The sequence below is a fragment of the Aquirufa rosea genome, from assembly GCF_004118285.1.
Classification (GTDB): Bacteria; Bacteroidota; Bacteroidia; order Cytophagales; family Spirosomataceae; genus Aquirufa; species Aquirufa rosea.
The window spans coordinates 62,170-84,714 of record NZ_SDHY01000006.1 but is presented as its reverse complement, the minus strand read 5'-3'; the positions used below and the strand labels follow the sequence as shown (position 1 = coordinate 84,714).

22 protein-coding genes are annotated in these 22,545 nt (G+C 38.5%); 11 read left to right on the top strand and 11 right to left on the bottom strand.

Features of this window, described 5'->3' with window-relative positions:
* The 5 genes from ESB04_RS10065 to ESB04_RS10045 all read left to right on the top strand — a co-directional run bounded on the left by ESB04_RS10065 (position 1) and on the right by ESB04_RS10045 (position 6,404).
* Positions 1-1,050: an agmatine deiminase family protein gene (locus ESB04_RS10065; protein ID WP_129027615.1), complete on the top strand. Its 1,050-nt coding sequence runs from the start codon at positions 1-3 to the stop codon at positions 1,048-1,050.
* Positions 1,047-1,736, top strand: coding sequence for a hypothetical protein (locus ESB04_RS10060; RefSeq protein ID WP_129027614.1), 690 nt, complete (start codon positions 1,047-1,049; stop codon positions 1,734-1,736). Before ESB04_RS10065 ends, ESB04_RS10060 begins: the two co-directional genes overlap by 4 nt.
* Positions 1,737-1,823: 87 nt before the next feature.
* Positions 1,824-4,079, top strand: coding sequence for a peptidylprolyl isomerase (locus tag ESB04_RS10055; RefSeq protein WP_129027613.1), 2,256 nt, complete (start codon positions 1,824-1,826; stop codon positions 4,077-4,079).
* 7 nt (positions 4,080-4,086) lie between these two features.
* A complete protein-coding gene (locus tag ESB04_RS10050) occupies positions 4,087-5,445 on the top strand; it encodes a peptidylprolyl isomerase (RefSeq protein WP_129027612.1) in 1,359 nt (452 codons plus the stop codon).
* A complete protein-coding gene (locus ESB04_RS10045) occupies positions 5,442-6,404 on the top strand; it encodes an AAA family ATPase (protein ID WP_129027611.1) in 963 nt (320 codons plus the stop codon). Before ESB04_RS10050 ends, ESB04_RS10045 begins: the two co-directional genes overlap by 4 nt.
* 111 nt (positions 6,405-6,515) lie before the next feature.
* Here the strand turns inward: ESB04_RS10045 and ESB04_RS10040 are convergent, their stop codons facing one another.
* The 3 genes from ESB04_RS10040 to ESB04_RS10030 are packed head-to-tail and all read right to left on the bottom strand — an operon-like array spanning position 6,516 to position 9,093.
* Positions 6,516-7,310 (bottom strand): thymidylate synthase, encoded by a 795-nt coding sequence (locus ESB04_RS10040; protein WP_129027610.1) that lies wholly within the window; start codon positions 7,308-7,310, stop codon positions 6,516-6,518.
* A 3-nt stretch (positions 7,311-7,313) separates the two neighbouring features.
* Positions 7,314-7,751, bottom strand: coding sequence for an OsmC family protein (locus tag ESB04_RS10035; protein ID WP_129027609.1), 438 nt, complete (start codon positions 7,749-7,751; stop codon positions 7,314-7,316).
* A gap of 1 nt (position 7,752) precedes the next feature.
* Complete coding sequence (locus ESB04_RS10030; RefSeq protein ID WP_129027608.1) at positions 7,753-9,093, bottom strand: alkaline phosphatase D family protein; 1,341 nt, start codon at positions 9,091-9,093, stop codon at positions 7,753-7,755.
* 44 nt (positions 9,094-9,137) lie between these two features.
* Here ESB04_RS10030 and lysA point away from each other — a divergent pair, with 44 nt between their 5' ends.
* Positions 9,138-10,373 carry a diaminopimelate decarboxylase gene (gene lysA, locus ESB04_RS10025; protein WP_129027607.1) on the top strand — a complete coding sequence of 412 codons (1,236 nt, stop codon included), beginning with the start codon at positions 9,138-9,140 and terminating at the stop codon, positions 10,371-10,373.
* A 132-nt stretch (positions 10,374-10,505) separates the two neighbouring features.
* On the opposite strand, the gene ESB04_RS10020 is transcribed toward lysA, so the two are convergent.
* Entirely contained in the window at positions 10,506-11,936 is a 1,431-nt protein-coding gene (locus ESB04_RS10020) for a circularly permuted type 2 ATP-grasp protein (protein ID WP_129027606.1), read from the bottom strand.
* Between the two features lie 293 nt (positions 11,937-12,229).
* Between ESB04_RS10020 and ESB04_RS10015 the strand changes: the two genes are divergently transcribed.
* The gene (locus ESB04_RS10015; protein WP_129027605.1) at positions 12,230-12,715 is read left to right on the top strand and encodes a methylated-DNA--[protein]-cysteine S-methyltransferase; all 486 of its coding nucleotides are present in this window, start codon (positions 12,230-12,232) and stop codon (positions 12,713-12,715) included.
* Between the two features lie 14 nt (positions 12,716-12,729).
* On the top strand, positions 12,730-14,403 hold the full coding sequence (locus ESB04_RS10010) for a helix-hairpin-helix domain-containing protein (RefSeq protein ID WP_129027604.1): 1,674 nt from the start codon (positions 12,730-12,732) through the stop codon (positions 14,401-14,403).
* Here the strand turns inward: ESB04_RS10010 and ESB04_RS10005 are convergent.
* On the bottom strand, positions 14,393-15,115 hold the full coding sequence (locus ESB04_RS10005; protein WP_129027603.1) for an LOG family protein: 723 nt from the start codon (positions 15,113-15,115) through the stop codon (positions 14,393-14,395). The two genes, ESB04_RS10010 and ESB04_RS10005, sit on opposite strands and share 11 nt — an antisense overlap.
* A gap of 80 nt (positions 15,116-15,195) precedes the next feature.
* On the opposite strand from ESB04_RS10005, the gene rpiB reads away from it, so the two are divergent.
* Positions 15,196-15,636 carry a ribose 5-phosphate isomerase B gene (rpiB, locus tag ESB04_RS10000; RefSeq protein ID WP_129027602.1) on the top strand — a complete coding sequence of 147 codons (441 nt, stop codon included), beginning with the start codon at positions 15,196-15,198 and terminating at the stop codon, positions 15,634-15,636.
* Here rpiB and ESB04_RS09995 read toward each other — a convergent pair.
* A complete protein-coding gene (locus tag ESB04_RS09995; RefSeq protein WP_129027601.1) occupies positions 15,630-17,000 on the bottom strand; it encodes a hypothetical protein in 1,371 nt (456 codons plus the stop codon). The two genes, rpiB and ESB04_RS09995, sit on opposite strands and share 7 nt — an antisense overlap.
* An 85-nt stretch (positions 17,001-17,085) precedes the next feature.
* Here ESB04_RS09995 and rbfA point away from each other — a divergent pair, with 85 nt between their 5' ends.
* Complete coding sequence (gene rbfA, locus ESB04_RS09990; protein ID WP_129027600.1) at positions 17,086-17,460, top strand: 30S ribosome-binding factor RbfA; 375 nt, start codon at positions 17,086-17,088, stop codon at positions 17,458-17,460.
* A gap of 14 nt (positions 17,461-17,474) precedes the next feature.
* Positions 17,475-18,698: an ABC transporter permease gene (locus ESB04_RS09985; protein ID WP_129027599.1), complete on the top strand. Its 1,224-nt coding sequence runs from the start codon at positions 17,475-17,477 to the stop codon at positions 18,696-18,698.
* Here ESB04_RS09985 and ESB04_RS09980 read toward each other — a convergent pair.
* Genes ESB04_RS09980 through ESB04_RS09960 form a run of 5 tightly spaced genes read right to left on the bottom strand, consistent with a single transcriptional unit; the run spans position 18,685 to position 22,537 of the window.
* Complete coding sequence (locus tag ESB04_RS09980; RefSeq protein ID WP_129027598.1) at positions 18,685-19,923, bottom strand: dicarboxylate/amino acid:cation symporter; 1,239 nt, start codon at positions 19,921-19,923, stop codon at positions 18,685-18,687. The two genes, ESB04_RS09985 and ESB04_RS09980, sit on opposite strands and share 14 nt — an antisense overlap.
* A gap of 4 nt (positions 19,924-19,927) precedes the next feature.
* Positions 19,928-20,374: an SRPBCC family protein gene (locus tag ESB04_RS09975; protein ID WP_129027597.1), complete on the bottom strand. Its 447-nt coding sequence runs from the start codon at positions 20,372-20,374 to the stop codon at positions 19,928-19,930.
* A gap of 11 nt (positions 20,375-20,385) precedes the next feature.
* On the bottom strand, positions 20,386-20,697 hold the full coding sequence (locus ESB04_RS09970; protein ID WP_129027596.1) for a hypothetical protein: 312 nt from the start codon (positions 20,695-20,697) through the stop codon (positions 20,386-20,388).
* A 7-nt stretch (positions 20,698-20,704) separates the two neighbouring features.
* A complete protein-coding gene (locus ESB04_RS09965; protein ID WP_129027595.1) occupies positions 20,705-21,379 on the bottom strand; it encodes a cell envelope integrity protein TolA in 675 nt (224 codons plus the stop codon).
* Positions 21,380-21,436: 57 nt separating this feature from the next.
* A complete protein-coding gene (locus ESB04_RS09960) occupies positions 21,437-22,537 on the bottom strand; it encodes a class I SAM-dependent methyltransferase (protein ID WP_164969636.1) in 1,101 nt (366 codons plus the stop codon).
* Between the last annotated feature and the right edge of the window lie 8 nt (positions 22,538-22,545).

Below are 22,545 nucleotides of genomic sequence, written 5' to 3'. Positions count from 1 at the left end.
ATGCTATTAACACCTAAAGAAAGAGGGTATTTTTTCCCAGCTGAATGGCATCCCCATGAAGCTACTTGGATTACTTTTCCGCACAATGATCATTCATGGCAAGGGGATAAGTTGCATCATATGTATCCTGAATATTTTGCCTTAATCAAAGCTATATCTCAAGGAGAGAAAGTGAGGATTAATGTCAATAATATAGAGTTAAGAGATTTTATATTAGGAGAATTGTCCTCTTATCAAATAGATCCCAATCAAATTGAATTGTTTATTCGTCCTACCAATGATGCTTGGTGCCGTGATCATGGACCTGCTTTTTTAATAAAAAACAATAATCGTGATCGACTACTTCTAGATTGGGTATATAATGCCTGGGGAGGGAAATATCCACCATTTGACGACGATGACCGTATTCCTAAGTCCATTGCTCAAGACCTTCGATTGGAATGTATAAGTCCAGGAATAATCATGGAAGGAGGTTCTGTAGAGTTTAATGGCAAAGGTACAGTATTGACCAGTCGATCTTGTTTGTTAAATCCCAATCGGAATCCGCACCTTAATCAGGCACAAATTGAAACCTATTTGAAGGATTTTTATGGTGTTGAGCAAGTATTGTGGGTAAGCGATGGTATCGTGGGAGATGATACGGATGGACATATCGATGATACAGTTCGTTTTGTGAATGAGGATACGGTAATTACGATGGTGGAACCTAAGGTTGATGATGATAACCATCAAGTGTTGGCTCAAAATTTGAGCGAACTAAAGGAAATGAGGTTATTGGATGGCCGTCCTTTGAATATCATCGAAATACCTATGCCAGATCCCGTGGTCATTGATGAATTTAGAGCTCCTGGCTCTTATGCCAATTTTTACATTTGTAATGCTGCCGTCATTGTTCCTATATTCCAATGCCCTCAGGATGCCATTGCCTTGGATATCTTAGGTAAGTTATTTACGGATAGACCCGTCATTGGGCTGTCAGCCAGGGAGATTATTTGGGGACAAGGCAGTTTTCATTGCCTAACACAACAAGAGCCCAAGTCTGCTTTATGATGAGGTACCGCTTAGGATTTTTGGGGATTTTATGCCTTTTGATGACTTCTTGTCGTAAGGATTTGCAGACTTCCTCCAGTAATTCAGTAGTAGCGAAAGAAGTTATTAAAGAAAAAAAGGTGGAATTCCGCTGGAATCAATTAATAGCTAAGAATATTCAAGAAAACCTTACTCAGGCCGACGAGCTTTTATTGATTTATTCGTTAGTAGCTATAGAAAAAGACCAAATTGTCCAAATTCAGCCAGCATCACATTATGTAGGAAAGGTTAAACAAGGCAGTGTACTTGAATTACAAAAGATTCCAACTTTATTGATGGCCTTGAAACCGGGGCAGTCTTTAGGTATTCAAGTTTCCCTCTGGGAAGTAGATGATTATCAGCAAGTTCAACAGGTTTTACGACAAGTGAATCAATGGGGAGGTGTACTTCAAGTACCCATTTCCATGATGGAATTTTCTTCTATCACCAATCCCTTTGGTTGGTTTATGTGGGGATTGCGAGCCAGTGGCTTAGCGGTGGAACTTTTAAATAAATGGGATGGCAATGATCGATTGGGGATTTCTGAAATGCAAATTTCATGGGAAAAGCTAGAAAGTTTTCAGAAAAAGGGCTCATGGAAAAGTGGTCCTAAGATGCTGAATGACTATCACTATGATTTCTCTTATCAAATTCAGGTTAGGGACTGAGTATTTACGGGTTTATTTAGGTATTATTCGTAATTTTATAGGCTTGTTGTCGTTTAACACCCATTGGACAAGCAAAATAGTTTGATTATGCGCTTTCGTTTTTACTTTTTAGTATTCATATATTTTCTTTTTGCTTCTTCTTTGACTTGGGCACAAGAGGCTACCCCTATTCAAATTGGCCCTAAAAAGATTAGTGCGTCTCAGTTTTCTTCTATTTACCGTAGATTGATTGAGAGTGACAGTATCAAGCCTGATAATAAGAATAAGTTTCTGTCGGATTATTTAGACTTTTCTCTGAAGCTAGTGGCGGCTGAAGATGAAAAATTAGCTGAAAGTCCCGGATTCCAAGAGGAATATGCCAGTTTTCGTAAAGAATTAGCGAGTCCTTATTTAGTAGACAATGAAAAGGTAAATGCCTTAGTCAAAGAAGCCTATCAAAGGTTGAAGGATGAAAAACAAGTGTCTCATATTTTGGTGAAACTTCCAGCAAATCCTAGTCCTGGAGATACCTTAATTGCCTATCAAAAGATTGAAAATTTGTATAAGAAATTAAAAGCTGGCGAAGATTTTGCTTCTTTAGCCCAACGTTTCTCTGATGATGAATTATCTGCCAAGAAAGGGGGTAATTTGGGTTACATTACCAGTTTGCAAACGCAGTATGCCTTTGAAAATCAATTATATGCTCTTGCCCTTGGTGAATATTCCAAGCCCATTAGAACATCCAGTGGTTATCATATTATTAAGCTAAACAAGCAACGTCCTAATTCGGGAAAAATACGTTTAGCACATATTTTAATTTCCATTCCCGTAGACGCGGCAACGAACTTTCAAGTTGAAGCAAAGAAGAAAATAGAGCAAGTGGAAGCCTATTTGAAAAAAGGGGAATCTTATGAGGATGTGTGTAAAAATTATTCCGAAGACCCTTATTCCAGAGGTAGAGGAGGGGAGTTGCGTCGATGGTATTATTCTTCCGATTTAAGTGAGGAACTACAAGATAAACTATTCGGCTTGCAACGGCTGGGAGATATTTCTGAGCCAATAAGAACTAATTTAGGTTGGCAGATTTTTAAATTACTAGATAAAAAGCCATTGCTTTCTTATGAAGAAATGGCTGAATATTTACGTCAAAAGGTAGTAACTGATCCTGAGCGGAGTGCTTTGATTCGTCAATCTTTCATGAAGCGAGTTCGAGTGGAAAATCGTGTAGCCATTTTAGAGGAATCTAAGAAAATGGCCTTGGAGCGTTTCGCTAGAGATCGGGTAGGTGATGAGCCTTGGTTGCAATTCCCCTTGTTTAAAGTATTGGACAAGACTTTTACTATTCAGGAGTTCTATCAGTTCATTGGAGCTCAACAAAAAAGAAAAATTAAAGAATTAGGATATTTACCTACCATTTCTGAATCGGTTTGGTTGGAGGAGTTCATTGATGCCCAAACTTTAAAAGCTGAGGAGCAGCATTTGGAAGCCAAGTATCCTGCTTTTAAAGAGCAAATGGCTGAGTTTTTGGAAGGTAGTTTGTTGAGTAAGATTACGGATAAGGAAATTTTTGAAAAATCCTTGGACTCTTTACGTCAGATGAATTATTACCAACAAAACTTATCCATGTTTACGATGCCTGTAAGAGCAGAAGTAAAAATGATATCTTCTGATAATGTCAAGACTTTAGCTGATGCCATGGAATTGCTTAAATCAGCTCCATATCCCATGAACAAGCGTTATCCTGATATACTCTTTAAATTGGGACATTCAGAATTGAATGAAAATGCCAAGAAAGTACTTCAAGAACTAGGACTTTTGTTAAGTAAAAATAGAGACTATGTGGTGGAAGTGACAGGACATATTGACGCCTCGGAACATGATACTTTATCAGAAGGGCGTGTCAATCAGGTAGTTAGGTTTTTGTCAAGTAAAGGAATTAATGCGCTACGTGTCATAGAAAAAGACGAAGGAAAATTGGTTTTTGCTTCGAAGACTGATAAAACCAAAAATGCTCGCGTGAGTTTCCGCTTATTTTCCCAGTCGATGGATGACGTAGTAAAACGTTTTAATGCAATTAAGCCTAAGAGTTTAGAAGCTACTGAAGGATTCTTCAAAAAAGGGGAATTACCCATTTTAGATGCTCAAACTTGGCAAGTAGGTAAAAAGAATTTGGAATATGAAGGCCGCTATGTTTATCTTGAGATAAAAAAGGTAGAGGAACAGCGAGTTAAATCTTTTGATGAATGTCGTAGTAGCATTATCCGTGATTTACAAAATCAGTTGGATAAGGAGTGGATCCAAAAATTAAGGAATAAATACCCGATTGTGATCAATCAGGAAGAATTACAAAAATTAATGCAATAATAGATTTATGAAATTGACCCCGTGGATTTTTAGTGGAGCAATGGTGTTACTTTCTTGGGCCTCATGGGCGCAAGAAGCCACTAAAGGCACTTTATTGGACAAAATTATTGTCAAAGTAGACAATCACTACATTTTAAAATCAGATGTAGAACAGCAATATCAACAGTATTTAGCCAGTGGACAGGCCAATACGCCTACTCGTTGCCAACTTTTAGAAGGTTTGGTCGTCAACAAATTGATGTTAGCCAAAGCTGAGATTGACTCCGTGATTGTAGAAGACAAGCGAGTAGAAATGGAATTGAATTCCAGAATGGACCAAATGGAAACTCAATATGGTTCTGCCAAAAACATTGTTGAAGCCTTTGGTAAATCCATTGTCAACCTTAAAGAGGATTTACGTACTTCTTTGAAAGAACAATTGACTGGGCGTAAAATGCAAGACAAGATTACTAATGATGTGAAAATTACGCCTAAGGAAGTTGCGGCATTTTTCGCAGGTATTCCGGCAGATTCCTTACCTTATTTACCTTCTGAAGTTGAGGTAGGGCATATTGTTCGTTTAGCTCAGCCCAATAAGAATCAAAAGGAAGAATTGATGTCCAAGTTATTGGACTATCGTAGACGTGTAGAAAAAGGAGAGAGTTTTGAGGAATTAGCTAAATTATACTCCGAAGATTTAGGTAGTGGTAAACGCGGTGGCGATTTAGGTTTTTCTAAGCGTGGACAGATGGTGGCGCCGTTTGAGGCTGCTGCATTGAAATTGAAACCAGGGGCTATGTCGGACGTGGTGGAGTCGGAGTTTGGTTTCCATTTGATCCAGTTGTTGGAGACCAGAGGTCAAGAATACCATGCTAGACATATTTTATTGCGTCCTGATTATCAAAAACTTGATTTAACGGAACCTACTCGCTTTTTAGATAGTATCCGGGTGTTAATCCAACGCGACTCTTTGAAATTTGACAAGGCAGCTCGTGAATTTTCAGAAGATAAACCCACCCAAGATGCAGGTGGAATGTTGATTGATCCAGGTACCAGAACTACTCGTATGCCTTTTGATAGTGGTATGGAGCCTGGTTTATATTTTTCATTGGATTCCATGAAAGTAGGAACCATTTCTACACCGATTCCTTATCGAACAGAAGATGGTAGAAGTGCTGTTAGAATCTTGTATTTCAAGGCTAAACATCCACCTCATTTTGCCAATTTGAAGGATGATTACCAGAAAATTGCGGCTATTGCCTTATCTCGGAAAAAGAATCAAGCCATTGAAAAATGGTTTATGAAAGCTAAGGACGATGTATTTATTTACATCGATGATGAATATAAGGATTGTAATATATTGGCAGGTAGTGTCACAGGAGAATGATGAACGACGTACAATTAGCAGAATCTTTTGTAAGCGATTTTAAGCGGATTAAATCAGCCATAGCTGAACGAATTGTTGGTCAAGATGAGATCATCGATTTGTTATTGATTTCTTTGTTTTGTGAAGGCCATTGCTTGTTGGTAGGTGTTCCCGGATTAGCCAAGACTCGCTTGGTTCATACGGTCGCAGCCTTAACGGATTTAGAGTTTCGACGTATTCAATTTACACCAGATTTGATGCCTTCCGATATCATTGGAGCCGAAGTGATGGATGCCCAAAGGAATTTTGTGTTCAATCGCGGACCAATTTTTTCCAATATTGTCTTGGCTGATGAGATTAATCGCACACCTCCTAAAACGCAATCTGCTTTATTGGAGGCTATGCAAGAGGAAACAGTTTCCGTAGGTGGAGAGAGTTATCCTTTACCTAAACCGTTTTTTGTATTGGCGACTCAAAACCCGATTGAACAGGAGGGGACTTATCCGCTTCCTGAAGCCCAGTTAGACCGATTTTTGTTCATGTTAGTCTTGGATTATCCGAGTTACGAGGAAGAGGTGGCTGTGGTAAGAATGTCAGAAAAATCCAACGTGGAAACTTTACCAGCTTCCATTTTAAATGCACATACCTTATTAGAATACCAGCAATTGGTGAAACGAGTACCAGTACCGGATCATGTGGTAGAAACAGCGGTTAAATGGGTTCATCAAACTAGACCTAACTCGGCATTAGCCACCGAAATCACGCAATCATACATTTCTTGGGGAGCCGGTCCTCGTGCCTCTCAAAGTTTAATATTAGCAGCAAAATGCCGTGCTTTGTTGCAAGGTAGATTTTCTCCTAATGTAGAGGATGTCAGAGCTGTAGCTGTTCCAGTTCTACAACATCGCATTATCATCAATTACAAAGCGGAGTCGCAAAGTTTAACCGCTGCGGAGGTGGTGAGGAAGATTATAATCTAGAAGGTAGAATTGTTTTTAGCTAAATAGTTTTAGTACAAGACAATTTTATTATGAATTAATAATAGACCTAAAATCAACCTATATCAGGACAAGAAATTCTACATTCTTCATTTAAACTGCCACTGGTGCCTTAATTCCTGGATGTGGGTCATAATTTTCCAAGGTAAAATCCTCGAAAGTAAATTCGAAAATATCCTTAATCGCGGGATTGATTTTCATCTGAGGTAATGGTCTAGGCTCTCTAGATAATTGCTTTTCCACCTGTTCCATGTGATTGGAATATAAATGGGTATCTCCACCGGTCCAAATGAAATCACCTAAGCCTAAATCACATACTTGGGCTATCATCATAGTTAATAAGGCATAGCTCGCAATGTTAAAAGGCACACCTAAAAATACGTCGGCAGATCTTTGGTATAGCTGACAAGACAATTTGCCATCAGCTACATAAAATTGGAATAGCGCATGACAAGGCATCAATGCCATTTTGGGTAAATCAGCTACATTCCACGCAGAAACAATGATTCTTCTGGAATCTGGATTCGTTTTAAGGGTATGAATTACTTCTTTAATCTGATCAATTACTTGTCCATTTGATCCCTCCCAAGAACGCCATTGTTTTCCATAGACAGGACCTAAGTCTCCCTTTGAATCAGCCCATTCATCCCAAATAGACACATCATGATCTTTTAAGTACTTAATATTGGTTTCACCTTTCAAGAACCAAAGCAATTCGTGAATGATGGATTTGGTATGTAATTTCTTAGTAGTCACCATGGGAAAGCCTTCCGCTAAATTGAAGCGCATTTGATATCCAAAAACGCTCAAAGTTCCTGTACCTGTACGGTCAGATTTCTTAGTACCATGTTCTTTAATATGACGTAAAAGATCTAAATATGCTTTCATGAATTATTGTTCAAATACGTTTCCGTTTAACAAAAGCGAGTGAGTGATGGTCGAACTAGGCTCCAGTTGGGCTGTAGCAGAGCAATACTTATCCATGGACATTTGAATGGCTTTTAATGCCTTTCCTCCATCAATATTTCCTTTCAATTCAAATTGGATATTTATAACTCTAAATGGAGTTTTCTCTGTTCCTTCAATTTTTTCTCGTGTCCCCGATATCCTAATTTGGAAATCATCCACTACTTGTCTTTGTTTTTTAAGTATCAAAATGACATCTATGGCTGTGCAACCACCTAAGCCCATGAGCAACAACTCCATGGGTCTTGCGCCAGCATTATGACCACCAATGTTCTCAGCGGCATCAATGTGAACAGGCACCGATGAACTACCTCTGGCCTCAAAATGAAAATCTTGATCTACTCGATGTAATACTACTTCCATGTTATTTTAACTGACTAGACGTGATACGTTGTTTCCACAATTCTTTACCCTCAGCATTCACTAAATTAATCTCTAATATACGATCTTTTAATGGACCACTCACCGTTATATAAGCAAAAGACCTTTCTTTAGTTACTGTACCCGGTACTAACATGGAGTTTAAATCCTGTGGAGCGGGAATTGCCGTTCCTGCGGTTAAAGGGGAAACGGTTAAATCATATAAAGGATAAGTGCCTGGGCGTTCCATTTTCCAAAAACTTGACCAGTGTCTATCACCCGATATAAATAATACACCGGGAATATTTCTATTTTTAATCTCTTTCAATAGCTGTGTATGCTCTTGTTCATAATTAGCCATATTTTCAAAAACCTTGGCTGGATTAATCACTTGTCCACCATTGACAACAATTTTAAAACTAGCTCTACTGGTTGTTAACGCATCCAGCAACCATTGTAACTGCTTTTGTCCAAAATAATCCTTGGAAGGATTCTTCTCATCATTAGGGGCTTTAAACCATCGGTCATCCATCATGAAAAACTCGACATCGGCCCATTGGAACATTCCTGTAACGGCTTCATTGGGGAAAATGAAATTAGGATTACCCCAGTACAATTTAAATAACTCCAAGGAAGTATGCTTCAGTGCAAATGACCTATCAGCATCATTAGGACCATAGTCATGGTCATCCCAAATGGCATAGTGGTGGGTACTGGCCAGCAAGGGTTGCATGGATTTTTGTCCACGTGTATGGTCATTCCGGTGGATCATACCCGTTCTTGTATTCCAATCCGCTTCACGGTAATAGAAATTATCTCCTCCCCAAATCATAAAATCAGGTTTTTTCTGATAAATCGCCTGATAAATTTCATCGGCACCTCCATAGGGTCTGCCAGGTCTGTCGGTGGCTTCCTCATTGATATAATTGCAGGAACCAACCGCGAAACTAAAGGAAGGAGGATCGCTACGGTATTGCCAAAGCGCTTGGGTTTGAAATTCTAGTGGATAGTCAAAGTTCACTTTTTTACGATCCACCCATACTTCATACGAGTATTTTTTTCCCATGCTCATCTCATCGGCAATAATTTTTGCAATGTTGGCTTGCGCTTTTTGGGTGTTAAAAGATGTACTTAGGTGGGCAGTTTTACTAGGATCAGTTCCTTTCTCCCAATATTTTATTTGAACTTCTGATGGTTTTTGTGTTTGTACCCATATCAAAACTTCTTTCATCTCTGAATAGCCTAGCATAGGGCCACTTTTCACTTGAGCCCAAGTAGAAAATTGGGAAATAAAACCTAGGAGTAGGTAAAGGAGGATTTGTCTTATTTTGTTTGTTGACTGCATAGATAAGAAGATTAGCACTATCTTTGTGGCTTAATTTATGTATAATGGCCTATTATTCCATTCAAGGTATTCCTTTGACAAATCTTGCCAAGCAATTTGGTACACCTCTTTACGTATATAATGCCGACAAAATTAGAGAAAAAATTTCGGTTCTGAGAAGTGCATTTGATGATATATCCTTATCCATTAAGTACGCGTGTAAGGCCAACACCAATATCTCCATTTTAAAGTTAATGTTAGCGGAAGGGGTAGATTTGGATGTGGTTTCTCCTCAGGAATTAGAATTAGGTTTATTGGCAGGTTACCAAGGTAGCCAAATTACATTTACACCAAGTGGAGTCGATTTTTCTGAGATTGAATGGGCTGTTTCCAAAGGTGCCATTGTCAACCTTGATAACTTGTCGGTTTTAGAGAAGTTTGGTCAAAAATATGGGCAGACAATTCCTTGTTTGCTTCGGATTAAACCGCATGTTTTCGGAGGAGGAAATGCTAAAATCATGACCGCTCATCCAGAATCTAAATTTGGTATTTCTATTCATCAGAAAAAGGAAATTTTGGATTTGGTCAACCAATATCAAATTAGGGTAATTGGTTTACATCAACATACCGGTTCAGATATCAAAGACGGGAAGACCTTTGAAATGGCGGCATCGGCTTTATTTGAATTTGCTCAAGATTTTCCAGATTTAGAATTGATGGATTTGGGGGGAGGGTTTAAGGTGCCTTATTCACCCGAAGATCCGGGGGTAAATATGCAGGAGATAGGTCAAATCATGGGCAATGCTTTCTTGAAATTTTGCGCTCATTATGGCAAAGAATTGAAGCTTTGGGTGGAGCCAGGTAAATTTTTGGTTTCAGAAGCAGGGACCTTATTGACCCAAGCCACCGTAGTAAAGCGTGATCCTGTTAAGACCTTTTTGGGGATCAACTCAGGATTAAATCATTTGATTCGCCCGATGATGTATGGTTCATACCACTACATTTTCAACGCCTCCAATGAATCTGATGCGCAACAAGAGGCTTATCGAGTGGTGGGGAATATTTGTGAAACAGATACTTTCTCTTTTGATTTTGAAGGCAATCAAAATGAAAGAATTTTAAACGAGGTACATGAAGGTGATATCATTGCTTTTGCGAATGCAGGAGCCTATGGTTTTACCATGGCTTCTCATTATAATTCTCGTTTCCTGCCAGCGGAAGTCTTGGTGGATCAATCTGAAGCCAAACTTATTAGGAAAAGAGATACTTTGGAGGATTTGGTGAGAAACCAGATATTTTAATGGTAAATGGTTAGCGGTAAATTAACTAAGATAATTTGTCAGAAACTCTAAATCATCTACCATTTACCAATTATCACTAACCATTTACCATTCACCATTTACCATTTACCATTTACCATTTACAATTCACCATTAATAAAGCACCCACGTATCCTTTGAGCCACCGCCTTGAGAGGAATTGACTACCAAGGAGCCTTTGCGTAATGCTACGCGAGTTAAACCTCCTGGGATTACTTTTACCTCATTGCCATAAAGAATATATGGTCTCAAATCCACATGTCGGCCTTCTGCATGATCTTCAATCAAACAAGGTACTCGGGATAGGGAGATAGTAGGTTGGGCAATGTAATTTCTGGGATTAGCCAAAATGTATTGCTTAAACCTTTCCTGCTCTGCTTTCGTGGATTTTGGTCCAATCAACATACCATATCCTCCTGCTTCATTTGCTTCTTTTACCACCAGTTTATTGATATTTTCCAAAACATACTTTCGATCTGTTTCTTCACCACAGATATAAGTTTCTACATTGGGTAATATCGGGTCTTCCCCCAAATAGTATTTGATGATCTTAGGTACATAGGCATAAATCACTTTATCATCTGCTACACCTGTACCTGGGGCATTGGCTAAAGCCACACGACCATTTTTATAGACATCAAAAATACCTGGTATTCCTATCAATGAATCGGGGTTAAAGGTCTTAGGATCTAAAAAAGTATCGTCTATTCGTCGGTAAATCACATCCACAACCTTGAAACCCTTGGTAGTCCGCATTTTCACATAGCCTTCATGCACCACCAAATCTCGGGCATCCACCAATTCCACGCCCATTTGTTGCGCCAAATAAGAATGCTCAAAATAGGCTGAATTATAAATTCCTGGGGTTAAAACCACCACGGTAGGCTCCGGACGGTCGCTGATGAAGCGCAACATCTCCAATAATTTATGCGGGTAGTCAGAGATAGTTCTAATTTGGGTTTTGGCCACCACCTCCGGAAAGGTTTGTTTGAATAACTCACGGTTTTCTAGCATATAGGATACGCCTGAGGGACAACGCAGGTTATCTTCCAATACCATAAACTCTCCCTGATCCCCACGGATCAAGTCTGTACCAGTGATATGAATCCAGATGTTTTTGGGAGGCTTAATACCCATGCATGGGACCAAATAATTCTTGGAAGAGTATATAACTTCTTTTGGAATAATGCCGTCTTTGATGATTTGTTGATCCGAATAGATATCGGACAAAAACAAATTCAAAGCAGTAATACGCTGCACTAAACCCTTTTCCACATTCGCCCAATCGCTGGCATTCACAATTCTGGGAATAATGTCTACAGGCATGATTCGCTCTGTACCTTCATTTTCCGAGTAGACATTAAAGGTGATCCCCATGGCCATCAAAGCCCTCTCTGCCGATTGCTGTCTTCGTAAAAACTCTTCCTTGCTTAATTGTTCTACACGCTCTTTGAATGGTTCATATCCCTCACGAAGCTCTCCTTCTGGGCTGAACATTTCGTCGTAAAAACCCTCTGTTTGATAATCTTTAAATGAGAAATTCATAGGCCTATATTTTGTCTGAATGCTTGATTAACAATTAATTTAGGATTTTATTTCTGGAAAAAAAAGAGACGATTAATTATAAATTATGGATTATGAATGGTGAGGCTCAATTGAACTATGACCATGCCTTCATTCAAAAGAATCTGTTTCAGTTATCCTAGAATTAGTTTAATTTTAAAAATATAGATTCTGATTTTTGGTCGAACACTTGATTTCTAATGAAATTTTTTTCCAAAAACTGTCTACTTACCTCAAGACAAATCACCTGACATTTATAATTTATAACTTATATCATGTTTTTCTACCATTCGCCCATTGGCTTTATTCAGGTAAATCTATCTCCCAAAGGATTAACTTCTTTGCAATTTGTGGAACAGGCTGAGAATGACCTTATGGACCCATCTTTGATGAGTATGCAAGAAGAAGTTATTCGTAACCTAGATGGATATTTCGAAAATGCACGTTGGAAATGGACCAGTCCTTTGGATACTTCAAAAGCTACGCCATTTCAACAAAAAGTATGGTCCACTCTCATGGAAATACCTGTCTCAGAAGTATCAAGCTATCAAGAGATTGCAGAGCTTATTGATCAGCCCAAAGCGGCGCAGGCAGTAGGAAATGCTAATGCTCAAAATCCCATTTTATTACTTATACCATGTCATCGGGTAATTGGCTCCGATGGCTCCCTGGTGGGCTACCGAGGGGAACTTTGGAGAAAGGAGTGGTTATTAAAACATGAAGGTTATCCAGGTCTAAGTCATCAATTGAAACTATTTTAGAATTATCTTTGGGAATGGGAAATGATGAAATTGTTGATGCATTAGAATTATTGGTGAAACTATGGGATGTACATGGCATCAATGAGTTTAAAAGTAAAAATTTAGCCTTCGCGGCTCGTGGCTTGGATAAATACCCAGGCAATATATCTTCCTTATCAGAATCTGAATTATTGCAAATTCCCGGAGTAGGGAAGTCTATTGTTAAAATCATTTTGGATTTGGTTCAGCTCAATAGCAGTCCTGAGCTGGAAGCTATGTTGGAACAAACCCCACCTGGTATTTTAAATCTGTTGAAAATCAAGGGGCTAGGCCCTAAAAAGGTTGGTTTGATTTGGAAAGAATTAGGCATTACTGACTTAGATGATTTGGCTACCGCCTGTGAGGAGAATAAGCTAGAAACGTTGAAGGGCTTTGGTAAGGCGGTACAAGAGAATGTGCTCGTGTATATTCAGTTTTTAAAACAAAATTCCAGAAAACTACGCCTGGATAAGGCTACGCAGGTGGCTCAAATCCTAGAGGATAGTTTGCGACAGCATTTTGAAAATGTGGCTATTGCTGGAGATTTGTCCAGAAATTGTGAGGTGATATCTGAGCTCGTATTTTTAGTTCAGTCATCTGAAATTTTTGGGGCAGGAGCTTTGATAAATTCCATCGAAGGCATGGAGGAGGATTTTCAAGAGTCATCTCCTTTTACTTGGCGAGGAAAATTTCAAAGTCATTTACTGGACATACATATACATATTATTGCTCCTGAGCAATGGGAAAGTTCCTTTTTCCAACATACGGCCCATCCAAAGCATTTAAGTGCTATACAGTATTATAAGCATTTTCAATCCAAATTAATTAGCTCAGATACCGAAGTTTACGAAGTTCTTTCTTTGCCCTATATCGTCCCAGAAATGCGGGAAGGGTTTAAAGAATTTGAATGGTCTAAACATTTTACTCCCAAGGATTTAATACAGTATGCAGATTTGAAAGGTTGTTTGCACAATCATTCCACCTATTCTGATGGTAAAAATACCTTGTTAGAAATGGCGGAAGCCTGTCGAGCCTTGGGCTTACAATATTTTGGTATAGCAGACCATTCACAATATGCTGCCTATGCCAATGGTCTAAAGGAGGACAGGATAATAGCTCAACACGAGGAAATAGATCAATTAAATGCCCAATGGACTGATTTTGCCATCCTCAAAGGTATAGAAGCCGATATTTTACCAGATGGTTCCTTGGACTATGATTCGGGAATATTATCTCGCTTTGATTATGTAGTAGCTTCTGTTCATGCGCAGTTAGCCATGGATTTGGACCGTTCCATGCCTCGTGTCATTAAGGCCATTGAAAACCCATATACTTCTATTTTAGGGCATCCCACAGGTCGTTTATTGCTTACTAGGGCAGGATTCCCTTTGCAAATGAATAAAATTCTAGATGCCTGTATGGCCAATGGGGTTAGTATTGAGTTGAATGCTAGTCCTTATCGATTGGATTTGGATTGGCGCTATATCTATGAGGCTATGGATAAAGGAATTTATGTGTCCATCAACCCCGATGCCCATCAAATAGAGGGCATCAAGGATATGGAATATGGGGTAAAAGTGGGTAGAAAAGGTGGACTTTTACGTTCACTAACTTTAAACGCGTTGGATTTACCTGAATTGAAAACTTTTTTTAAGAAAATTAGAAGTTAGGTTTCAATAGGTATTTGGCATAGAATTCATCGATGACTCTTACTGCCTCCGTAGGGGTGTCCACCAAGGAAAATAAATCCAAATCTTCCTCATTGATGTTCCCTTGCAAGATCATGGTGTTTTTAATCCAATCGATTAATCCCTTCCAATAGTCGGTACCCACCAATACCACGGGGAACCTACCAATTTTATGCGTCTGAATCAGTGTCAAAGATTCAAACATTTCATCCAGAGTACCAAAGCCCCCAGGCATGATGATGAAACCCTGAGAGTACTTCACAAACATCACTTTTCGAACGAAAAAGAAATCGAAATTGATGTTTTTGTCATGGTCAATATAAGGGTTAGCAAATTGCTCAAAAGGTAATTCAATATTTAAACCTACAGATCTCCCTCCCTCCGAATTGGCGCCCTTATTACCAGCTTCCATGATGCCTGGTCCACCACCCGTAATGACGCCATAACCATGTCTGACTAGTTTAGCAGCTATTTCCTCTGCCACCTGATAATACGGATTGTCTGGTTTGGTTCTGGCAGAACCAAAAATGGAAACGCATGGACCAATTTTCGATAATTTGTCAATGCCCTCCACAAACTCACTCATGATTTTAAATATCCTCCAGGATTCTTCAGATTTGATTTGAGCCCAGGTTTTATCCCCAAAGGCTTTTTTGATTTTTTCTTCTTCGTGCTGCCGATCGTTCTCCAACATAAATTTATTCTTTTGTACTTCGCAAATGTAGGATTTATCCGCTTACCTTTGTCAAGAAATAAGAACTAAAATACGATACAATGAGCTTAACTTTTGCTGTTGGCGGTGATCACGCTGGATTTGATTATAAAAATGATTTAATTGATTTTTTGTCAGAGAGAGGCATAACAGTGAAAGATTATGGTACATTTTCGGCAGATTCAGTAGATTATCCAGATTTTGCCCATCCGGTGGCAACGGCGGTGGAAAAAGGAGAACAACGTTTTGGACTATTGCTTTGTGGCAGTGCCAACGGAGTAGCCATCACTGCTAATAAACACCAAGGAATTAGGGCAGGATTAGCTTGGAATGTTGAAGTAGCCAAGCTGATTCGTCAGCACAATGACGCCAATATCATCTGTTTACCCGTTCGATTCATCTCTTTAGAAGAGGCTAAAGCATGTTTAGCGGCTTTTATTGAAACACCATTTGAGGGTGGACGTCATCAGGGACGTGTGGGTAAGATTGCCTGCGGTTATTGATTTCTTTGGTACAATTTGGGTTCAACTTGACGATAGGATTTCTTTAAATTAGGTAAATAAACACCAAGTTTTTTGATGTTATCTTCTGCATCATAGATGTAGTCAGGAGCATCTTTTTCAAAATATTCGTGCAGAAGTACCACATTTTTGTATTGGTCCAAGTTGGAAAATAATGGTTTGGCTAAATCCCAATTGACAAATGGACCGACCATCTGATTGCCCAAATATTCTTGTATTTGTGGACCAAGGATCATTAGCCGCTGATTCTTCAAGGATAATGTAGCTGGAGGAATGCGCTCCTGATCTTTGTTTTTCAGTTCTTTTTGGACATTAAACCAAGTACCCGCTATCAATAACCAAATGGCTAATTCTTTTAATAGCGAGTTGCTACTTAGGTGAAAAATATTCAGACCAAAATAGGCCAAAGCTGGTAAAAAGAAAAGTAAATTAATACGAATTAATGAGGGTACCGTTAAAGTAGCAAAAACGGCCGTAATAATCCAAATAAGGTTGGTTTGTTGCCCTTTTTGTGCATTAGATCGAATCCTTCGGCTTCTTAAAATCAACCAAAATCCCCAAATTCCAATCAAAAGTGCAGGAGCAAAAACACCGGCAATTTGAGTTATTTCCAGTTTTTCGGGAACTTGGAATTGAAAAGCAGAGCGCTTAAATACCTGAATCATAAAAGTTAAATTTCCATTGAACAGGAAGAATAAAATATTCAAAGAAATAACCATTAGAAATCCAATAATCATTAGTACAATTTGCCTCAGGCTAATACCCGAATAAAAAAGTAAACTGAGTAAGGCCCAAAGGAAGAAAAGAGAATAACTTAGATAAAATAAACTTGCAATGGCCATATATATTCCAATCAAAATGACCCGATCATTCACTTGTAATGTTCTTTGTTGGTAAATAATTTCTCTCCAAGCCAATAACAAAAAGGTTAATCCGATCAAGGCAGGGCCAGGGGCTAAAAACTCCAAGGACAAATGAAAGATAATGGCATACATCAAAAAGGGTAAATACCCGATTTGTGGCATTAACTCGTAGCGTTGTATGGTTTGTTGGAAAATATAACTTTGGTAAATGACAATGATGGATGAAATGTAAATATTCCAATCTACGGGTATAGAGAACCATTGAATAATTTGGTAAAATAGTGCCGCTAGTGGTGCGGTGTTGTCTCGGATGTCTTCATAAATCAAAAAACCTTGATTTAATTTTTGTCCCAAAAGATAGTTTTTTATTTCCCATGGAAAAGGGGCAACTCCCCACTGGTGAATATAAACTAAACTTATGAGCCATATGGTCACGAGTAAAAGAGTAGGTAATACGGAATCAGATTTGAAGATTTGGAACATATTTTTCGAACACTGGCTCTAAATTACGTTTAATCCAATTATTATTCTGAAATTTGCAAGAATTTTAGGTAAAGAATGGAGAATTATGGAAAGTAAGCGTCAACAAAAATTTGGTCGTCTCATACAAAAGGATTTGAGTGATATCTTTCAGAAGGAATTTAAAGAGGTATTCGGCAAGGGGATGGTTACTATTACAGACGTAAAGATGAGTCCTGATTTATCAGCTGCTCGATGCTATTTGAGTTTTTTATTAGTAGAAAATCCACAAGCCATGGTGGATACGCTCAGTGAAAAAAACAAAGCTATACGTAATGCCTTGGCTACCCGAATTCGTCATCAGGCAAGAATTATACCTCATTTATCGTTTTACTTGGACGATACTGCTGCATATGCCGCTAAAATCGAAGCATTGTTTGAAGGATTAGTGATTCCTCCGGCTACTGAAGAGGAAGAAAATTAAAAATTTATTGACCCTTGAATCTACCCTTATTTGTTGCAAAAAGGTATTTTTTCACCAAGTCTAAGGCGAGTTTTATCACCTTCATTTCCCGTATTTCCATGTTGGGGGTGGGAGTGGAGGTTATGGCATTGGTGCTAATTCTTTCAGTATTTAATGGTTTAGAAGAATTTCAAAAAGGATTATTTAAAACCTATGATCCAGATTTGAAAATTGTCTCCACTCAAGGCACTCGATTTACCTTATCTCCTGCCCAATTTAATCAAGTGAAATCCATTCCTGGTATTCGCTTCATGAATCCCATTTTGGAAGATCAGGCTTTAATAAAGTATAAGAATAAACAATTAGTTGTTCGCTTTAAAGGGGTCGATTCTACCTTTTTAGCTGCGGAAAGATTGAAGAAACAAGTAGTGGAAGGAGATTATTTTGTTCAAAATGGAGATCATGCCTTTGCCATTGTGGGAATTGGGGTATTCTTGAACATGGGTATGAGTTTCGAGGATGTATTTACGCCAATAGAGGCTTGGTATCCAGATCATCAGGCGCTCAAGCGTTTTGCCATTAGTGAACAGTCCATTCGCAATAATCAGTTCTTTCCTGCAGGAGTTATGGAAGTAGAACAATCTTTTGACAATCAGATGATTTTGGTTCCGCTAACTTGGATGGAAGATTTATTAGGTGTGGAAAATCAAATCTCGGCAATGGAGATCATGCTAGAAGATAATGTACAGATGACTGAAATCAAGAAAGCTATATCTGAAACCTTGGGTGAAAAATTCCAAGTGCAGACACGAGATGAACAGCATGCTTCATTGTTAAAAGCTATCAAGATTGAAAAATTCTTTGTCTTTTTAATTATGGCTTTTGTGATGGGAATCGCCTCATTTACGTTATTTTATGCCCTTTCATTATTGGTAATTGAAAAGAAAAAAGACTTGATGACCCTCTTGGCCATGGGATATAGTAAGAAACAGATGTTTCAAACCTTTCTTTTGGTGGGTGTTTTAATCAGTTTTTCAGGAGCGATCTTGGGGATGCTACTTGGATTTGTTTTGGGATATCTCCAGCAAACCTTCGGGATTATCTCTTTGGGTATTCCCAATTCTTTGATTGATGCTTACCCAATAGAAATGAGGCTGGGTGACTTCCTTCAAACGGCAATACTTGTCATTATTATCACCCTCTTAGCGTCCGTTTTCCCAGCTAAAAAGGCCGTTGAAATGACCTTTAAGCGTTCGTAGAAGGATTAAATTCCCCTTCCCATTTGGATACCACGCAAGTGGCCACTCCATTTCCAGCTACTGAAGTAACTGTTCTCCCCATATCCAAGAATGGATCAACTCCCAATAACAAGGCTATTCCTTCTGCTGGTAAATTAAACATGGTAAGTGTGCCGGCAATAATTACCAATGAGGCCCTTGGTACACCTGCTATTCCTTTGGAAGTAATCATTAAGGTCAATAACATGGTGATTTGTTGTTCCAAACTTAAATGAACTCCATATGCCTGTGCAATAAAGCCTGTGGCAAAGGTCATATATAACATGGATCCATCCAAGTTAAAACTATATCCTAAAGGCAAAACAAATCCTACAATTCTACGACTGCAACCAAAGCGCTCCAAGGCGGCGATGGTTTGAGGGAAGGAGGCTTCTGAGCTAGCTGTGGAGAAGGAAATCAATAAGGCTTCTTTTAATTCTTTGAGAAGCGACCAATATGGGATTTTATTGACAAGACAGATAAGCCATAAAACCACCACCGTGAAGAATAATAAGCCTCCAATAAAGCATATCATCAAATATCCGTAGCTAATTAATATCGATAATCCCTTATTAGCAACCACCGAAGTCATAGCGGCAAAAACCGCGTATGGAGCTACTTCCATGACGTAATTCACCATTTTGAAAACGACCTCAGCCAAATTTTCAAATACATGAATCAGCTTTTTCCCAGTTTCTCCAATGGAACCTAAGGCTACTCCAAAGAACAAGGAGAAAATGACAATTTGTAAAATTTCATTCTCGGCTAATGCCTTAAAAAAACTATCCGGAAATATGTGCAAGATAAAGTCGCTCAATGTTTTAACTTTGGAGGCATCAATGCCGGTTGATGTTCCTGCGGCTGGCTTTGGCCAAGACTGTAAGCTGCCTGGCTGGGTGATGTTAACAACTACTAAACCTGTTACCAAAGACAAAATGGTGGCAAAATAGAAATATCCGATCGTTTTTAGTCCAATTCGTCCAACTGCCTTAAAATCACCTAATTTGGCAATTCCGACCACTAAAGTACAGAAGACCAAAGGTCCTACAATCATTTTGATGAGTCGCAGGAAAATCTTGGAAATAACTTGAATGCGTTGAGCCCACTCATGACTTTCTTCTGGAGAAAATGTGAGGAAGAAGTATTCGCCCAGAGCGAGTCCTAAAATAAATCCTAGGACGATTTTGTGAGTAAGGCTTAATTTCATTTGATTAAGGAAGTGACAAAATGGATTGATATAATGGCTTTCGATAGATAATCATTCCCCAAAGTAAGGGATAAAGTAGAATATCTAAAAATTTGGAACGAGTGGAGTAGTTAATATGATCTATTATCCAAGTTTCTCTTGAGTCAATTTTCTCTAATATATGTTGATGTTTCCAAAAGGTAATGCCCAATGGAATGCGTCTTCCTTCATCAATGAAATAGATTTTATTTTCACTTTCAAAGTCATCGGTAATTTCTGAATCCCAAATTAATCGGGTAAAGCCTAATTTAATTTCAAGCTGTACTAAGTCGCCCCTGCGACAGCCATCAAATCGGTTAATCTTTATCGGCGGAAAGGGAGGGGATAAACGAGCTAATAGGTTTTGATCAAATAAACTCCAAATATGGAGAATGGGCGCTTTGATTTTTGTTTTTACCCTAAATGAAGGCATTGTGATGAGGCTTACTTAAGTAGGAAGTTGATCAAATTCATTAAGGTAGTGAAAGCATACTTTACACCCAATAAAACGTATTTTGACCAATGTGTTCCTTCCTCTTGGGTGTTAGCATCTTGGGAATTTTGTTCTTGCTCACGCGCAGCTATTTTTGCTAAGTCTTTTTTCTCATTAACCAACAACGCCTGTTTGGCTTGCCTAGTGCTATCTGTACCCACCCAATAAGTCTGAGGCCTCATGGCTGAATATTCCACCAAGCCAAAACCACTTGTACAAATGAAGATGATACAAACTCCCAAAAAATAAATGAATTTTTTCATGGGTTAATTAGTCTTTGATTTTCTTTTTAGCTGCTTCTACTGCTTGATTTTGCAAAATTAGTGCATCCTCAGTAGCTTTTTGATCCAATTTATTTTGCTCTTGATTGGCCAATAATTTTTCCCTTTCTAGTTTAGCTTCCTCTAATCTTTTAGTCAACAATTCAGTTTGCTTCTTATTGGCTTCAATTTCTCTCATCAATCGCTCCGCCATTTTGGTGTTTTTAACCTTTTGGCTGTTTAGATTGAGTAATTTTTGTTCTTCCTTACGCACGCCTTCTTCCAAATTAACTTGTTGAATAAAATCCTCCAACCATTCACTCGCCTCTTTGAACTGAGCATGTCCGGTCTGAATATAATCATCCGGACCTAAAGAAATGGAAACAAACAATTTAGTCTTATTGTTTTCTTCTGTAATTTTCGACAGCAGAGTAAATGAGTTTTTAGAAATGGATGAAATACGGGTATCATAACTATTGATGGCTCCACCTTTGCCATTTTCAACCCTTCCAAATTTCTTTAAATACCTTTTCCAGCTTTCTGTGGCGTATTTTTCTTCAGTTCCAATGTACGTGTAGAATCCTTCTTTTTGAGCACGCTCAATTTCTGTCATACCCGAAAATATTTGGGAATGACCTGTAACAGAAGCAAAAACCAATAGGGCTAGGAAAAAATACTTAGTCATGGTCTTAATTTGTTGAATATAAAGAACAAAGGTAATTTTTTTGACGAAAATACGAAATCAATTAGGATCACATTTTTCGCAAAGGGCTACGAGTTTTTTTTGATGCATATCCTGAAAGGCAAAAAGTGTTTTGGGGCCTCCTTCTTTTATTTTCCATTTTTTTCTAATCTCTTCTGGACTAAGAGGGAAATTTCGGGTACTAATATTAGCTTTACCCTCCGTAAGATGCTCAGAGAGCCACTTTTTGTCTAAGCTGCCTTGTGCTAACACCTTGAATTTTCTTCCAGGGAAATGACTGATTTTTTCATGAGAAGCATACAAATGCGTATGTAATGCCAATTTATGAGCTGTTCCAGCAATCATTTTAAAAAAGCCTGCTTTCAAAATTCCTGCATGTGGTTCATATAAGTATTGGTCCAAATGCCCTAAGGTCGCCGTAGCTTCTCGCTCTTCACCTAGCCTTGCTTGAAATAGTAGGCTAGGATTATCACTTAGTTCATGGACTTCAATCAAAGGATCTCGATTGGAGTTGATGGATTTGAGGAACAATAATTCCTTGACTTCATTTTTTACGCAAATGATCCACACTTTATCTACTCCTTGTAAACTTTCAATGGCCCTACTGATATCCAGCAGTGGACTAGTTTTTATTAGGATTTGAGTCTTTTTATTAATTCTATCCAAAAGTTCAGTGACATTGGGCTCACAATCTTCTAATAGAATGACTTTCTCTCCTTTAGAACCTCTTCTAGCAGGATCTATATACACATAGTCCCAATCTTCTGGATGTTTTTGGAGGTATTCTCTACCATCTCCGCAGATATGATTGATGTTGTTCAATCCTAAAACCTGATGATTATAGCTACTCACTTGCGTCAATTGGGGGTCTCTTTCTATATAGGTTACCGAAGAGCAAGTTTGAGCAAAGGCCCATACATCAATACCCATTCCTCCAGTTAAGTCAAGTAAATTACCTTTCACTAATTGAGCCTTGAATAGTGCGGTATCTTGAGAAGAAGCCTGTTCCAAATGAAGTTGGGAAGGGAAAAAAATAGCAGGATTATTTACCCAGCTGGGTAATTTATGTGCCAATTTTTGACGGGCTTGAATTTGGAGAACCAATTTAGGTAGGGACAGTTTGTTGTCCCTATTTTTCATAAGACTTA